General features: G+C 64.8%; 14 protein-coding genes. 9 read left to right on the top strand and 5 right to left on the bottom strand.

The genetic code is table 11. From position 1 onward, the window contains the following. Entirely contained in the window at positions 1-516 is a 516-nt protein-coding gene (locus AX756_RS13000; RefSeq protein WP_068312177.1) for a DUF3299 domain-containing protein, read from the top strand. Here the strand turns inward: AX756_RS13000 and AX756_RS13005 are convergent. Together AX756_RS13005 and AX756_RS13010 are read right to left on the bottom strand one after the other, a co-directional pair. Further along, on the bottom strand, positions 513-2201 hold the full coding sequence (locus tag AX756_RS13005; protein WP_068311961.1) for an ABC1 kinase family protein: 1689 nt from the start codon (positions 2199-2201) through the stop codon (positions 513-515). The two genes, AX756_RS13000 and AX756_RS13005, sit on opposite strands and share 4 nt — an antisense overlap. A gap of 123 nt (positions 2202-2324) precedes the next feature. Next, positions 2325-3704, bottom strand: a complete 1380-nt coding sequence (locus AX756_RS13010; protein ID WP_068311964.1) for a trypsin-like peptidase domain-containing protein — start codon at positions 3702-3704, stop codon at positions 2325-2327. A gap of 142 nt (positions 3705-3846) precedes the next feature. On the opposite strand from AX756_RS13010, the gene AX756_RS13015 reads away from it, so the two are divergent. From AX756_RS13015 to lpxK, 5 genes are all read left to right on the top strand, one after another. Next, positions 3847-5193 (top strand): TldD/PmbA family protein, encoded by a 1347-nt coding sequence (locus AX756_RS13015; protein WP_068311967.1) that lies wholly within the window; start codon positions 3847-3849, stop codon positions 5191-5193. After that, complete coding sequence (locus tag AX756_RS13020) at positions 5180-5956, top strand: inositol monophosphatase family protein (protein ID WP_068311970.1); 777 nt, start codon at positions 5180-5182, stop codon at positions 5954-5956. Before AX756_RS13015 ends, AX756_RS13020 begins: the two co-directional genes overlap by 14 nt. Positions 5957-6292: 336 nt before the next feature. Next, entirely contained in the window at positions 6293-6535 is a 243-nt protein-coding gene (locus AX756_RS13025; protein WP_068311973.1) for a DUF4170 domain-containing protein, read from the top strand. An 8-nt stretch (positions 6536-6543) separates the two neighbouring features. Further along, positions 6544-7806 (top strand): 3-deoxy-D-manno-octulosonic acid transferase, encoded by a 1263-nt coding sequence (locus AX756_RS13030; RefSeq protein ID WP_068311976.1) that lies wholly within the window; start codon positions 6544-6546, stop codon positions 7804-7806. After that, the gene (gene lpxK, locus AX756_RS13035) at positions 7806-8795 is read left to right on the top strand and encodes a tetraacyldisaccharide 4'-kinase (protein ID WP_068311979.1); all 990 of its coding nucleotides are present in this window, start codon (positions 7806-7808) and stop codon (positions 8793-8795) included. The genes AX756_RS13030 and lpxK overlap by 1 nt, the downstream gene beginning before the upstream one ends. Positions 8796-8798: 3 nt before the next feature. On the opposite strand, the gene AX756_RS13040 is transcribed toward lpxK, so the two are convergent. Both AX756_RS13040 and AX756_RS13045 read right to left on the bottom strand, forming a co-directional pair. Further along, positions 8799-9449 carry a DsbA family protein gene (locus AX756_RS13040; protein WP_068311982.1) on the bottom strand — a complete coding sequence of 217 codons (651 nt, stop codon included), beginning with the start codon at positions 9447-9449 and terminating at the stop codon, positions 8799-8801. 14 nt (positions 9450-9463) lie between these two features. Further along, on the bottom strand, positions 9464-9994 hold the full coding sequence (locus AX756_RS13045; RefSeq protein WP_068311985.1) for a DUF721 domain-containing protein: 531 nt from the start codon (positions 9992-9994) through the stop codon (positions 9464-9466). Positions 9995-10075: 81 nt separating this feature from the next. On the opposite strand from AX756_RS13045, the gene mutY reads away from it, so the two are divergent. From mutY to AX756_RS13060, 3 genes are read left to right on the top strand one after another with little or no spacing between them, the layout of a single operon-like run. Next, positions 10076-11143 (top strand): A/G-specific adenine glycosylase, encoded by a 1068-nt coding sequence (gene mutY, locus AX756_RS13050; RefSeq protein WP_068311988.1) that lies wholly within the window; start codon positions 10076-10078, stop codon positions 11141-11143. Between the two features lie 55 nt (positions 11144-11198). After that, the gene (locus AX756_RS13055) at positions 11199-12332 is read left to right on the top strand and encodes an alkane 1-monooxygenase (RefSeq protein ID WP_068312179.1); all 1134 of its coding nucleotides are present in this window, start codon (positions 11199-11201) and stop codon (positions 12330-12332) included. Between the two features lie 54 nt (positions 12333-12386). Beyond that, positions 12387-13589, top strand: a complete 1203-nt coding sequence (locus tag AX756_RS13060) for a class I SAM-dependent methyltransferase (protein ID WP_068311991.1) — start codon at positions 12387-12389, stop codon at positions 13587-13589. A gap of 103 nt (positions 13590-13692) precedes the next feature. Here the strand turns inward: AX756_RS13060 and AX756_RS13065 are convergent, their stop codons facing one another. Next, positions 13693-14805, bottom strand: coding sequence for a site-specific DNA-methyltransferase (locus AX756_RS13065; RefSeq protein ID WP_068311994.1), 1113 nt, complete (start codon positions 14803-14805; stop codon positions 13693-13695). Positions 14806-14809: the final 4 nt, after the last annotated feature.

Raw genomic sequence — 14809 nt, forward strand, 5'->3', positions numbered from 1 at the left:
ATGACAACAGATCATACGCGGCGCAGCCTTTTGGGCGTCACCCTCGCGGGAATGCTTTTTGCGGCCAGCCCGCTGCGGGCAGAAGACGTGATCGAGCTGGACTGGGATGACCTGATCCCGCATGAGGGCGGCGCGCTGGAGGCGGCGGCCGAGAGGATGGGCGTGATCTCGCATGACCAGATCAGCTCCATGCCCGAGGTATCCGAGGATGCCCCCACCACCGACGCCTATGACGGCAAGCTGGTCAGGATCCCGGGCTTTGTCGTGCCGCTGGAGTACCTCTCCACCGGCGTGACAACCTTCATCCTGGTTCCTTATGTCGGCGCCTGCATCCACGTACCGCCGCCGCCCGCAAACCAGCTCATCCTGGTGACGAGCGAGACACCGCTGGAATTCTCGGGCCTGTTCGAGCCTGTCTGGGTGACGGGCGTGTTCGGCCGGGCGGCGCTTTCAACGGACCTCGCCGATATCGGCTACGCGATCTCGGCCGACGAAGTCGAGCCCTACGAAGGTTAACGCCGGCCGCCGCCGCCGCGGCTGCGCCAGGTGGTGTAGATCAGCCAAAGCCCGCCCAGGATGGAGGCCATGAAGCCCATCATGGCGAAGACAGACAGGCCGATGGGCAGTTTCGCGCCGGAGAAACTCATCACCATGGAAGAGCCCATGATGAGCGCCGCCGTGACGATGGCCATGGTCAGCCGGGTGACGGAGCGGTCGATCCGGTCGAGATAGTGCTCCATCTGAACCACATCGATGCCGAGGCGGATCTGGCCGCGCTGCGCCATTTGCAGCAGCTTCTTGAGATCCTTGGGCAGGCCGGTCACAAGGTCCAGCCCTTCGGCCGCGCCCTCGCGGGCCTTGCGGGCCAGTCGGTCTGGCGCATAGCGGCGCAGCATCTGCCGGCGCAGGAAGGGGCGGGCGGCCTCGACCATGTCAAACTCCGGGTCGAGCTGCCGGCCCATCCCGTCGAGCGAGGCAAAGGCCTTGGCCATCAGCGTCAGATCCGACGGCAGCGCGAGGTCATGATCGCGCATGGCCGAGAACAGGTCGCGCGTCAGAGAGGCAATATCCAGCCGTTCCAGCGCCACGCCATGCACCCGGTCGATAAAGGCGTCGATCCGGCTTTCCAGTTGCAGGTTCTGCTTGGCGTCGGCATCGGCCCAGGTGAGCAGGATCTCGGTGACCTTGTCGGCCCGCCGCTCGACCATGCCGTGCAGCAGGTCCACCATCTCGTCGCGGCGCTGGCGCGACAACTGTCCGACCATGCCGAAATCGATGAAGACGATCTTGTTGCCGGGCAGGTAGAAGACATTGCCCGGATGCGGGTCGGCATGAAAGAACCGGTCCTCGAACATCATCTTCAGCACGGCATTGGCGCCGCGCAGGGCGATTTCCTTCTTGTCGAAACCGGCGCTTTCCACCGCCGCGCGGTCGCTGCCGGCAATGCCATCGATGAACGCCTGCACGTTCATCATCTCGTTCGTCCACTCCCAGAAGACCTTGGGCGAGGAGATGTCGGGATCGTCGGCGAAATTCGTGGCGATGGTCTCGGCGTTGCGACCCTCGATGGCGAAATCCAGCTCGGAATGGATGGAATTCGCGAATTCCTTGATGATCGCCTCCGGGTGGAAGCGCGCCACGTCTTCAAAGCGGCGGGACGCGAAGCGGGCGATTCGGGTGAGCAGGCGCAGATCGGCCTCGATCACGCCGCGAATGCCGGGGCGGCGGATCTTGACCACCACGTCCTCGCCGGTTTTCAGTTGTGCCCGGTGGGTCTGGGCAATGGAGCCAGCGGCCAGCGGTACGATGTCGATCCGCTCGAAAACCTCTTTCAGGGGGCGGCCCAGCTCTTCCTCGATCTCGACCACGAGCTTGTCGAAGCTCAGGGTCGGCACGTGGTCGCGCAGTTTTTCCAGCTCGCGAATGTATTCCTGTGGAAAAAGGTCCACCCGCGTCGACAGGATCTGGCCCAGCTTGATGAAGCTCGGGCCCATCTCTTCCAGGGCCTTGCGCATTCGCACCGGGGCGGGCTCGTCGGCAACGCTTTCCTGTTTGCCCCGGTGAAGGAGTTCTCCGGCTTTCTCCAGGATCTGGTCGACCCCGGCATAGCGCAGCAGGTCCCCGAATCCGTAGCGGATGAGGATGGTCGAGAGTTCGGTCAGTCGGCGCAATTCGCTCGGGGAGCCGGGGGGGATGGGCACGCGAGGTCTCCAGCAATCCTGCGCGGCCGATCGCAACCGGCCGCGGATGTTGCAAAACTGTTAGAGCAGGCCAGCGCCATGGTCCATGCCAACCGGACCAATGGCGCCGAAAGGTCCCGCCTGTCAGCCGCGCACCCGAAGCCGCAGCAGCTTGCCACGCCGTTCGACCACCATTTCCCAGCCCCGCGCCCCCTGCGTCACTTGCGCCTCAAGCTGGGCCGCGGTCTCGATGTCGACCCCGTTGAGATTCACAACCACATCTCCCGGCCGCAGGCCCAGTCGCGCCGAGGCACCGCCGGCCCGCAGGATGATGACGCCGGTGGCGCTCATCGGCAGGTCCAGTTCGTCGATCAGGCGCGGCGTGACATCGGCCAGCACGAGGCCCGAGAGCGCCGAGCCGCCGCCAAGCCGCACCGGCTCGATGCTGTCATCGCCCGGCGCTTCGGCCAGTGTCACCGAAACGGTCATCGTCTCGCCATCGCGGAAAAGCTCGATCTCGGACTCGGTTCCCGCGCCGAGCGTCACCATCCGGTAATCCAACTCGTCGGGCGTGTTCACGGACAGGCCTGCAATCGACAGGATCACATCCCCTGTCCGCAGTCCCGAGCTGGCAAAGGGGCTCTCCGGGTGGATTTCGCTCACCAGCACGCCGGCGGGCACGCCCTGCCCAAGCGCGGCAGCCAGTGCGCCATCGACCTGTTGCACGCTCATGCCGGACCATGGGCGCACGAACGCCTCGTTTCCGACCTGCGCCTGGGCGACATATTGGGCGACGAGATTGGACGGAATGGCAAAACCGATCCCGTTCGAGCCGCCCGAGCGGGTGAGGATCGACGTGTTCAGCCCGACGAGCCGCCCGCTCATATCCACCAGTGCCCCGCCGGAATTGCCTGGATTGATCGGCGCGTCCGTTTGCAGGAAATAGCCCGATCCCGTCCGCGTGGCGGCCCCGGTGCGCGCGGTGGCCGAGATGATGCCGGAGGACACCGTCTGGCCGACGCCGAATGGGTTGCCGATGGCGAGCACGAGGTCTCCCACTTCGGTTGCTTCGGAATCGGCCAGATCCAGTGCGGGCAGGTCTTCGGCGTCATGCAGGCGGATCACCGCGATATCGGCCTCGCGGTCGCTCAGCAGCACCTCGCCATCGAATTCCCGCCGGTCGGCGAGCACGACGCGAATATCGGTTGCCTTCCGCACCACGTGGTAGTTGGAGACGACGATACCGCTCTCGTCGACGATCACGCCCGATCCGAGCGAGTTCTGCACGCGCGGGCTCGACCGGCCGAAGCCCTCGAAGAACTGCGAAAAGAACGGGTCGTCGGCAAAAGGACTGGCGCTGCGTTCGGTGACCCAGCTGGCATAGATATTGACCACGGCCGGCGCGGTTGCGCGCACGACAGGGGCAAAGGAGAGCTGGATCTCGGCCTCGTTGACAGGAGGGCGCTCCTGCGTGGTGGCAGGCACGGCAAGGCAGAGGCAGAGTAACAGGGGGAGGACACGCATTTATCAGGCTCCGTTGGGGATGGCTCCGGAATGCTGCCGAGATATGTCTTCACTCGGGGGATCTTCAAGTCGGGGAGCGCTTGCGCCGGGCGACAATCCGCCCTAGCTCGGATGGGTGAGGCAAGCATACGAGGCATAGAAAATGGACCAGCCGCTCGAATCCCTGACCCAGGCGCTTCTGGATGCGGCAGCGCGCGCCGGAGCCGATGCCGCGGACGCGATCGCCGTGGATGGCACTTCGCTTTCCATCGAGGTGCGCGGTGGCGCGCTGGAGACAGCGGAACGGTCCGAAGGGGTCGATGTCGGCCTTCGGGTGATGCTCGGGCAGCGGCAGGCCTGCGTCTCGGCCTCGGATCTCTCGCCCGCGACCTTTGCGGAAATGGCCGAACGCGCGGTCGCCATGGCACGCGAGGCGCCGGAAGACCCCGGTGTCGCCCAGGCCACGCCGGAGCAATTCGCGAAAGATGTGGATGCCTCTGCGTTGCAGCTTTTCGATCCCGCCGATGAGCCCGATCCGGCCGCGCTGGAACAAGCCGCGCGCGAGGCCGAGGCGGCAGCGCTCTCGGTCAAGGATATCTCGCGGGTCGACACGGTCGGTGCGGGCTATGGACGGCGGCGCATGCATATCGCCACCTCCGCCGGTTTCGCCGGTGGTTATGCGCGCAGCGAGTCGAGCCTCTACGCGGTGGCCATCACTGGCGAGGGCACCGGGATGGAACGCGATTATTACGGCGATTCGCGCGTGTTCCGGTCCGACCTGGACTCGCCGGAGAACGTCGGCCTGACGGCCGCGGAGCGTACGATCGCGCGCCGTGGCGCCCGCAAGCCGCCCACCGGTGCCTTTCCCGTGCTGTATGACGAGCGCATTTCCTCCTCGCTGATCGCGCATCTGCTCAATGCGATCAACGGCAACGCCATCGTGCGCGGTGGCTCCTGGCTGCGCGGCGCGATGGGCGAGAGCGTGCTGCCCGACGGGCTGTCCGTGGTGGAAGAACCTCTGCGCCCGCGCACCGCCGCCGCGCGCCCTTTCGATGCCGAGGGCCTGCCGACGGCAAGCCGCGACATCGTCCGGGACGGTGTGCTGAAACGCTGGGTGCTGGACATCGCCACCGCCCGCAAACTCGGACTGGAAAGCACCGCCAATGCCGCGCGCGGCACCTCCGCGCCGCCGTCGCCCTCGGTGACCAACCTGTCGCTGACCCAAGGCAGCGCAAGCCGCGATGAGTTGCTTGCGCAGATGGGAACCGGGCTGCTCGTGACCTCGATGATCGGCGCCACGATCAACCCGATGACGGGCGATTACTCGCGCGGCGCCTTCGGTTTCTGGGTCGAGAATGGCGAGATCACCTATCCGGTCAATGAATGCACCATTGCCGGCAACCTGCGCGAGATGCTGCGCAGCCTCGTGCCGGCCAATGACGCGCGGACGCATCTGAGCCGGGTTGTGCCCTCATTGCTTGTGGAAGGGTTGACGCTTGCCGGACAGTGACCTGAGCCTGCTTGTCGAGGCTGCCAGGGCGGCGGGCGAGATTGGCCGCAGGCACTTCACGTCCGGACATCGCGTTTGGGAGAAGGATGACGGGCAGGGGCCCGTGACGGAAGCGGATCTCGAAGTTGACGCGATGCTGCGGGATCGGCTGACGGGCGCGCGGCCCGGCTATGGCTGGCTGTCGGAGGAGAGCGAGGACGATCCGGAGCGTCTCGCACGCGCCTGCGTCTTCGTGGTCGATCCCATCGACGGCACACGGGCCTTTATCGAAGGCAGCAAGACCTGGGCGCATTCGCTTGCCGTGGTCGAGCACGGGCGTCCCGTGGCGGCTGTCGTCTACCTGCCGATGCTGGGCAAGCTCTATTCCGCCGAGGATGGCAAGGGCGCGCGGTTCAACGACCATCCGATTGCCGCCAGCCCAAGGCAGAGCTTCGACGGCGCCGATATTCTCGCCGCGCACCCGACCTTCAATGCGCGGCATTGGAAAGGGGGAGCCCCGGTCGTCAAAAGACACTTCCGGTCCTCGCTCGCCTACCGTCTGTCGCTTGTGGGCGAGGGGCGGTTCGATGGGATGCTGACCCTGCGCGACAGCTGGGAATGGGACATTGCCGCGGGCGCCCTCATTGCCGCCGAATCCGGAGCCAGGGTGAGCGATCGCCACGGCGCGCCAATCCGTTTCAACACCGTCGAGCGATGCGCAAAGGGCATCGTTTGCGCAACACCGGGCGTGCACGGCGAAATCCTGGCCCGTCTGGCGAACTGAACCCAGATCCTATCGAAAAGCGGCGATTGACGTGTCATTAGGGGCGCTGCCCTCAAAACTTCCGGGATATTTGATGTCAGAAGAAGGGTCTGCATGCGTGATTTTTTCTGGCTAAAAAAATCCCCGCCGGAGGCACGAGCCGCAGGATCGTTCACGCGCGCGAAGCGCGCGCCACCGAATGGAAGTATTTTCCGCGACACTGACATTCGGCCATGTTGTTCGGCGTAAATGCGTGACGGCCTGCCTTGTCGTCCACCGTTAGCGCCCCCTGCCTTGACGCGCCGCAGCATCCGGCTAGGGTGCCGCCAAAATGCACGAACGAACAGGGAGATCCCCATGGCACAGCGCCTGCACCTCGTCTTTGGTGGCGAACTTGTCGATCCGTCCAAGAACCAGTTCAAGAATATCGACGACATCCACATAGTCGGCATGTTTCCGGACTACGCCTCGGCCCATGATGCGTGGAAGGAAAATGCGCAGAAAACCGTGGACAACGCGCACATGCGCTACTTCATAGCACATCTGCACCGCCTGCGGGACGAAGAGACGGAAGCCTCTTCCACCGAGGAACTCGGCTGAGGCCACCCTTGGATGGCCTGACCCTTCCACGCCTGCGTGCGCATTTGCGCGCCTCAGGGCAGGTGCGCAAGCTTTCCAACGAGCTTGCGCACGGGGGAGAGCAAGGCCGCAATGCAGCCGAACAGCTTGCCCGCAGCGAGATGACTCGCCCCGATGGGCCGTTGGTCTGGTGCCATGTTCCGGGGCGTATCGAGACGGGTGCTCTGGCGTCGCTGGTCGAAGGCCTGAATGCTGAGGTAGCGGGCACGTCCATGCTTGTCACCTCTCCCGACGCCGTGCGTTGCAGGCGCGCGATGAATACCGGTCAGTTTATTTGTCAATTGCCGCCGGTTGACAGCCCCCGCATAAACCTGCGTTTCCTGGACCACTGGGCCCCCGATGCCGGGATATGGTTCGAGCGGGTGGATTCGCCTATGCTGCTGGACGCAGCCGCGCGGCGCTCCGTGCCGCTCTTCTTGCAAAACGGTGTGGCTCCCGAAGCCACGACGCCGCGATCCCGCGCCATCGAACGCCGGCAATTGGGATTGTTCGAACGGATCTTCGTACTGGATTCGCACGAATTCGAGGGGGTTCGGTCCCTGGGAGCGGTGCCTGCGCGGGTCGAAGTCACCGGCCGTTTGACCCGGATCGCGCATCCGCCGCACTGTCTCGAAGCCGAGCGGATGGCGTTGGCGGAGGCGCTGCGGGGGCGGCCAAGCTGGCTGGCCGCGGCGCCCGATCCCAGCGAGATTCCGGCCATTCTCGAAGCGCACCGGGTGGCCCGGCGCTCAGCGCATCGGCTGCTTCTGATCCTGATGCCACGAGAGGATTCGGAGGGGCCGGCCCTGACCAGGATGCTGCGCTCCGAAGGATGGAACGTGGCGCGGCGGGATGCGGATGAAGAGCCGGACGAGGCAACGGATATCTTCGTTGCCGACAGCAAGGAGGAGATCGGCCTGTTCTATCGGCTCGCGCCGGTGAGCTTTCTGGGCGGAACCTTCTCGGATACGACTGTTCCGGCGGCCATTCACCCCGCTACTCTGGGGTCTGCGATCCTGTCTGGACCCTATTCCGGGGCCGAGGGCGAGACCCTGCGCAGGCTGCGCCGCGGCGGCGCTTGCCGGCTTGTCGCCGACAGCGAGCGTCTGGGGGCGGCCCTGACCGAGCTTCTGGCACCGGACCGTGCGGCGCTCCTCGCGCTCAACGCCTGGGATATTGCATCGGACGGAACCCAGGTTCTGGAGCGGTTGGTGAGGGTTGTGTCCGAGGCACTGAGATCAAGGACGGATTGATGCGCGCACCGGAATTCTGGAACAGGCCACCCGAGAGCCCGGGGCTCGCGGCACGGCTTCTCGCGCCGCTTGGTGCGCTCTACGGCGCCGCAACCGCGCGCCGCCTGAGCGGGGCGAGGGGGTATCTGAGCGAAATCCCTGTGATCTGTGTCGGAAATATCAGCGCTGGCGGCACCGGAAAGACCCCGACTGTCATCGCACTGGCCCAGCGGCTGGGCGAGGGTACTCATGTCGTCACGCGGGGGCATGGCGGGCGCCTGGAAGGCCCTGTTGAGGTCGACCCGACCCAGCATGAGTCCGACGACGTTGGTGATGAACCCTTGCTGATCGCGGCTTTCGCGCCGGTCTGGGTAGCCAAGGACCGGGCTGCGGGTGTGCGGGCCGCCGAGGCCGCTGGGGCAAAATGCGTCCTGCTGGATGACGGTTTTCAAAATCCGTGGGTCGAGAAAGCGGCCTCCATTGTCGTTGTCGATGCCGCGCGTGGCTTTGGCAATGGCCGTTGCATTCCCGCCGGCCCGCTGCGCGAAAGCGTTCCTGCGGGGCTGGCCCGGGCCGATCTCGTCCTGACCATCGGGTCGGAAGAGATGCAGCTGCGGTTCTCCGAAACCTGGGGAGCGGCGGTCGAGGCGGCCAGAGTGCCCCGGGCGCGCGGCGCGCTGGTGCCGCTGCAGACGGGCATGGACTGGGAGGGGCTGCGGGTGCTGGCCTTTGCCGGGATCGGCTACCCGGAGAAATTCTTTCACACCCTGCGCGGGCTGGGGGCCGAGATCCTGCGGGCCGAGGCGTTGGAAGACCACCAGCCGCTGACCCCCGCCCTGATCTCCCGGCTGGAGACAGAGGCCCAACGGCTTGGCGCTCAACTGGTGACAACGGAAAAGGACGCCGTGCGGATGCCGGCGTCCTTCAGGCGGAACGTGTTGAGTGTTCCCGTGCGACTGGAGCTGGAGGATTGGGCGCCGCTGGATCGGCTGCTGACGCCCACCTGCTAGCGCTTACTCGGCCAGTTTCTCGTCGAGCAACTTGGAGAAATCCGCGTAGCTCATGTTGGAGTATTTCTCGCCATTGATGATGAAGCTCGGCGTGGAGTTGATGTCATGCTCCTCGGAGTTGGCTTCCCACCACGCGTAGAGGGTCTGTGCCATGTCGGCATCCTGCAGACAGGCATCGACCTTCTCGTCGGTCAGGCCCGCCTTGCGGCCGACCTTGCGCAGGTTGTCGGCAATCTGCGCCGGCTCGCCGGAAGCCCAGGCGGAGATATCGTCCATCAGAAGGTGCTGAACGCCGAAATAACGCATAGGATCGCAGCGTGCGACCATCGAGGCCCAGAGGCCTGGGCGGTCGAAATAGACATCCCGGAAGGTGAAGCCGATCTTGTTGGTGTCGATGTAATTCTTGCGGATTTCCTGAAAGACCGTTTTCTCGAAATTCGCACAATGGCCGCAGGTGAAGGACGCGTATTCGATCACTTGCACCTTGGCGTCCGGGCTGCCCAGCGTCATCTCGACAACTTCATGGCCCTCGGCGGCCTGTGCGGCACCCACCAGCGCGGGCAGTTGTGGCGTGCTGGCGTTTTGGCTCATCCAGTAGCCGATACCGGTGGCTGCTACGGCGGCCAGGGCCGTCATGGTGAGGTAGCGCTTCATTCAGGGGTCTCCGATCAGGTCTTTTTGGATTTCTGGAATACGTCGGCGCCGAGCGCTTCCAATGCGCGGCGAAGCCCGTCATCGGCCACGTCCGCGGCAAGGTCGGCTGCTTGTTCGAAACAGGCCGCGTCCGGCTGCTTTGGCGCCGGCTTCGCGACAGGCCGGAATTCCGCCTGGCCGTCGGCGAAACCGGTGGGCGATGTCTGGGTAAAACGGATGCGCGCGATGGCGTTGTAGCCGTAGACGGCGTTGATCTTCTCGCGCAGGCGCGGCTCTTGCATTTGCAGCATCGGCCCCTGGGCACCCGTGGTCAGAACGGTCAGCGTCGCGCCGAAACCGCCCTTGGTGTAGGAGACCGATACAGGTCGGGAAACCTCGGAAAACTCGGCGCCGACGATCTCGGCCCAATGGGTCAGCAGGCGCGTCTCCGAAAAGCCACGGCTCTCGGAGGCCTTGCGAATCCGCTGCGCGAGCAGACCGGATGTCCGCTCGAAGCCGCGCTTGCGGCGCGGGGCTGGTTTCGTGCTGTCCTGACGCGGCTTCATGCCTGACAAATCTCCTGTTCCGCACTATCTTACCCGTCTGTGCGACAGGAACCAGCACTACGCGGCGACGGAGAATAAATATTGCGTGACGATGACGTCAAGGCGGCGGGCGGTGCGCTGCTGGATTGGTACGATCGCCATGCGCGGGTTTTGCCCTGGCGGGTTGCGCCAGCGGATTTGCGCGCCGGGGTCCGGCCGGACCCTTACCGGGTGTGGCTGTCCGAAGTGATGCTGCAGCAGACGACAGTTGCGGCCGTCGGACCCAAATTCGAACGTTTCCTGTCGCTCTGGCCGGATGTGCACGCTCTGGCCGGGGCGGCGGATGCCGATGTCATGGCCGAATGGGCGGGGCTTGGATACTATGCGCGGGCGCGGAACCTGTTGAAATGCGCGCGGGCTGTGTCCGGTGAGTGGGAAGGAGAATTTCCACGCGAACGCGCGGAACTGCTCACCCTGCCGGGGATCGGACCCTACACGGCGGCCGCGATCTCGGCGATCGCCTTTGACCGCCCGGAAGTGGTGGTGGATGGCAATGTCGAGCGCGTCGTGTCGCGGCTCTTTGCCGTCGAAACACCGCTGCCACAGGCCAAGCCGGAACTGACCGAGTTGGCCGGCAAGCTCACGCCGGCGCGGCGGCCCGGCGATCACGCGCAGGCGATGATGGATCTCGGCGCGACGATCTGCAGTCCGACGAAACCTGCTTGCGGAATCTGCCCGCTCGTGACGCCCTGCCGTGCGCGGGCTGCAGGCAATGCAGCCGAACTACCGCGAAAGAGCCGCAAGGCGCCCAAGCCGGTGCGGCTGGGGTACGCTTATGTTGCCCGCCGAAGCGATGGGGCGTTGCTGCTGGAACGCCGTCCACCGCGCGGGCTGCTCGGGGGGATGCTCGGCTGGCCGGGGAGCGACTGGGGCGACTCACCCACAGAGGCGCCGCCATTCGCCGCTGATTGGCAGGAGGTGCCAGGCGAAGTGCGCCACACATTCACCCATTTCCATCTCCGGCTGGCCATTCGCGTGGCATGTGTCAGCCATGAGGTTGGTGCAAGTCGCGGTGATTTCGTGGACAAAGCGGAATTTGAGCCGTCTTCGTTGCCAACCCTGATGCGAAAAGTCTGGAAGCTCGCGGAATCCTCCCTGCCGCCGCTTTGATCGCCGACGCCGAAGGCGTATGCTCGGTGCAGTTTTCCAGACGGCAGGTCCGACGATGATCCCCGCTTCCCAGGTTGCCCGTTTCCAGAATGCCCTGCCGTTCTGGCTCTCTCTGCTCATGGTGCCACTGGCCTATCTGTCGGCCACGCGGGGCGGGGTCTGGGTCTTTGTCCTGCCGCTCTTTTCCTGGGGCATGTTCTCGATTCTGGACGAGATCACAGGCCTCTACGAGGAAGACGCCGATCTGGCCACGCGTGATGACGAGCTGTTCTGGTATCGGCTGATCACGCTGATCTGGTTCCCGGTCCAATTCGGAACGCTGTTCTGGTTGATCTCCTACGTGCCCGACGCCGCGCACCTGACCTGGCCGGAGAAATTCATGGTGTTCTTCGGAATGGGCATCGTGTCCGGCACGACCGGCATCGTCTATGCCCATGAGTTGATGCATCAGCGCAACCGGCTCGAACGCTGGCTGGGAGACCTGCTGATGGCGAGCGTGCTCTACGGCCATTTCCGCACCGAGCACTTGCTGGTTCATCACCGCTATGTCGGTACGCCGCGCGATGCAGTGACCGCGCGCTATAACGAGGGCTTTCACCGCTTCTTCTTCCGGGTCCTGCCCGGTTGCGCGGTCTCGGCCTTCCACGCCGAGAAGGCCATGCTCGCCCGCAAGGGCCTGCCCTGGCATCACCGCTCCAACCCGTTCTGGCGCTACTGGAGCCTTCAGGCGCTGTTTCTGGCGCTGGCGCTGTTCGTCGGCGGCTGGGGTGGGCTGCTGCTCTTCTGCTGGCAGGCGCTGGTTGCGGTCTGGCAGTTGGAGGTCGTCAATTACGTCGAGCATTACGGTCTGACGCGGAAACATCTGGGCGAGGGGCGCTATGAGCATGTGCTGCCCCGGCATAGCTGGAACGCCTCGCATCGCGCGTCCAACTGGCTGCTGATCAACCTGCAGCGCCATTCGGACCACCATTACAAGCCGCAGCGCCGTTTCCCGCTGTTGCAGACCTACTCCGAGGAGGAGGCGCCGCAATTGCCATATGGCTACCCGGTGATGGCTTTCCTGGCGATGATCCCGCCGCTCTGGCGGCGGCGGATGAATCCAAGGGTGCGGGCGTGGCGGCGGCAGTTCTATCCGGATGTTCAGGACTGGAGACCCTATAAATTCGCGACCAACCCTATGCCGCGATAGCGGGCCGCCAGAAAGCCCTTGCATCCAAGGGCTGGCCCACGCCATTTGACCGGCATGGACAAGGTGCAGCGTCAATACGAAGATTTTCCCTATCCGGAACGCGACCCGGCCGACGAAAAACGCCGGCTGGTTGTCGGTTCCCCCTCCTATCCGTTCGAGATCGACCACCACCTGTTTGGTGGCAAACGCGACTGGAAGGCGGGAACCTCGATTCTAGTCGCCGGTGGTGGCACGGGCGACGGGCTGGTGCAGATGGCGCAGATCCTGACCAATGCCAGTGCGCCCTACGAGATCACCTATCTCGACCTGTCGGAGAAATCCCGCGAGATCGCCGAGGCGCGAATCGCCACGCGCGGGCTCAAGGGCGTGCGGTTTCATACCGATAGCCTGCTAAATGCCGCCGATTACGGGAAATTCGACTATATCGACTGCTGCGGCGTGCTCCATCACCTGCCAGAGCCGCAGGCTGGCTTCGACGCGCTCGCGTCAGCCCTCGCTCCCAAGGGTGGCATGGGGCTCATGGTCTACGCGCCACATGGCCGTTCGGGCGTGTATCCGTTGCAGGATGCCTTCAACGCGTTGACCGATGGCATGACGCCCGAAGAGGCCATCGCGGTGGCTCGAAAGATCCTCGCCAAACTTCCCGAGGGGCATCCGTTCAAGCGCAACCAGCAGTTGGTCGACCACGAGGTGAGCGATGCGGGCTTTCTCGACCTGCTGCTGCACGGGCGCGACCGCCCCTACACGGTAACCCAGTTGCAGGAAGCCATCGAAGGTGCGGGCCTTTCCTGCGTGGCGATGATCCCGCCTGCGCAATACGACCCCGCGCCGTTCCTGCCGAAAGGGCTTGCGCCCGAGCTCGGGCCGCGCGCCGCGATGCAGGCGGCCGAGAACCTGCGCGGCACGATCAAGGTCCATATCGCCTACGCGACATGGCCGGACCGTGCCGAGGCCGCACTGGCCCGCCCAAAGGACCTTTCGCTGGTTCCGCATCTCAAGGGGGTGGCCGGGTCGGCGCTGGCGAAAGCCATCGCGGCCAAGGGGCAGGTCAACATGACGCTCGGCGGGGAAAGCCTGCGGTTGAGCTTGCCGAAAAAGGCGGCCCCGCTGCTGGCCGGGATCGACGGGAAGGCCTCACTTTCCGCCATCGCAAAGCGTCGCGGGATGGACCCGTTTGCCTTTGGAGCGCTCTGGGCCGAGCTCGACCGCGTGCTCGCCGGTTGGGGGTTGCTCCACTATTCCAGCCTTGTGCCTTGAAGCCTGAAACGGACTGAAAAAACCCCGCCTTTGGACAAGGCGGGGCAAGTAGGTGCCGCTGTAGTCAGGCCACAGGCACCGGCGGTAACTGATTGAAATTATGTCAGGACGGGCGGGTCTGCATTTCGGCCCGGATCTGCTGGCGCAGCACGTCGATCGGCACCGGTTTGCCGTCGCGCTTGAAGTGCCAGTAGGTCCAGCCATTGCAGGAGGGCGCGCCTTCCAGCGCGGCCCCGACCTGGTGGATCGAGCCTTTCGTGTCCTTGGAGATCAGCGTGCCATCGGCGCGCACCTTGGCGGCCTTGCCATTGGGCGAGGTCAGCATCTCTCCCGGACGCAGCATGCCGCGCTCCACGAGCTGGCCGAAGGGAACGCGCGGTTCGGCGCGCTTCGATGTCGTCACCTTGAGCGCATCGCTGTCGAGACGGCGCACATTGGCGATGCGTGCCTCGGCGACCTTGCGATAGGCCGCTTCGCGCTCGATGCCGATGAAATCCCGCCCGAGCATCTTGGCCACGGCGCCGGTGGTGCCAGTGCCGAAGAACGGATCGAGCACCACGTCGCCGGGGTTGGACGAACCGATCAGCACCCGGTGCAGCAGCGATTCCGGCTTCTGCGTGGGGTGGGCCTTGTCGCCATTGGCATCCTTGAGCCGCTCGCCGCCATTGCAGATCGGCAGCACCCAGTCGGAGCGCATCTGCACGCCCTCGTTGAGCGCCTTCAGCGCTTCGTAGTTGAAGGTGTATTTGCTGGCCTCGGATTTGCCGGCCCAGATCATCGTCTCATGGGCATTGGTCAGCCGCTTGCCGCGGAAATTCGGCATCGGGTTGGACTTGCGCCACACCACGTCGTTGAGGATCCAGAAACCCGCATCCTGCAGCTTGGCGCCGACGCGGAAAATGTTGTGATACGAACCGATTACCCAGATCGCGCCATTGGGTTTCAGCAGGCGACGGGCCTCGGCGAGCCATTGCTCGGTGAAGCGGTCATAGGCGCCGAAGGAGGAGAAGCTGTCCCACTCGTCATCCACCGCGTCGACCAGTGAATTATCCGGCCGGTGCAGCGTTCCCTTCAACTGAAGGTTGTAGGGCGGATCGGCAAAGATCAGATCGATCGAGTCATCGGGGAGCTTTTTCATCTCCGCAATGCAGTCGCCGGAAAGAATCGTGTTCAGCGGCAGGGTCTTGGCCGCTGCCTTGGTCGTGGTTTTGTTCATGTCT

The sequence above is a fragment of the Aliiruegeria sabulilitoris genome, from assembly GCF_001558155.1.
Taxonomy (GTDB): Bacteria; Pseudomonadota; Alphaproteobacteria; order Rhodobacterales; family Rhodobacteraceae; genus Tropicimonas; species Tropicimonas sabulilitoris.

Excerpts from the sequence above, each read along its gene's own strand:
- AX756_RS13060 (WP_068311991.1), top strand. The coding sequence starts at position 12,387 with ATGGACAAGGTGCAGCGTCAATACGAAGATTTTCCCTATCCGGAACGC.
- AX756_RS13065 (WP_068311994.1), bottom strand. The coding sequence starts at position 14,805 with ATGAACAAAACCACGACCAAGGCAGCGGCCAAGACCCTGCCGCTGAAC.
- AX756_RS13010 (WP_068311964.1), bottom strand. The coding sequence starts at position 3,704 with ATGCGTGTCCTCCCCCTGTTACTCTGCCTCTGCCTTGCCGTGCCTGCC.
- AX756_RS13040 (WP_068311982.1), bottom strand. The coding sequence starts at position 9,449 with ATGAAGCGCTACCTCACCATGACGGCCCTGGCCGCCGTAGCAGCCACC.
- AX756_RS13025 (WP_068311973.1), top strand. The coding sequence starts at position 6,293 with ATGGCACAGCGCCTGCACCTCGTCTTTGGTGGCGAACTTGTCGATCCG.
- AX756_RS13000 (WP_068312177.1), top strand. The coding sequence starts at position 1 with ATGACAACAGATCATACGCGGCGCAGCCTTTTGGGCGTCACCCTCGCG.
- lpxK (WP_068311979.1), top strand. The coding sequence starts at position 7,806 with ATGCGCGCACCGGAATTCTGGAACAGGCCACCCGAGAGCCCGGGGCTC.
- AX756_RS13045 (WP_068311985.1), bottom strand. The coding sequence starts at position 9,994 with ATGAAGCCGCGTCAGGACAGCACGAAACCAGCCCCGCGCCGCAAGCGC.
- AX756_RS13015 (WP_068311967.1), top strand. The coding sequence starts at position 3,847 with ATGGACCAGCCGCTCGAATCCCTGACCCAGGCGCTTCTGGATGCGGCA.
- AX756_RS13055 (WP_068312179.1), top strand. The coding sequence starts at position 11,199 with ATGATCCCCGCTTCCCAGGTTGCCCGTTTCCAGAATGCCCTGCCGTTC.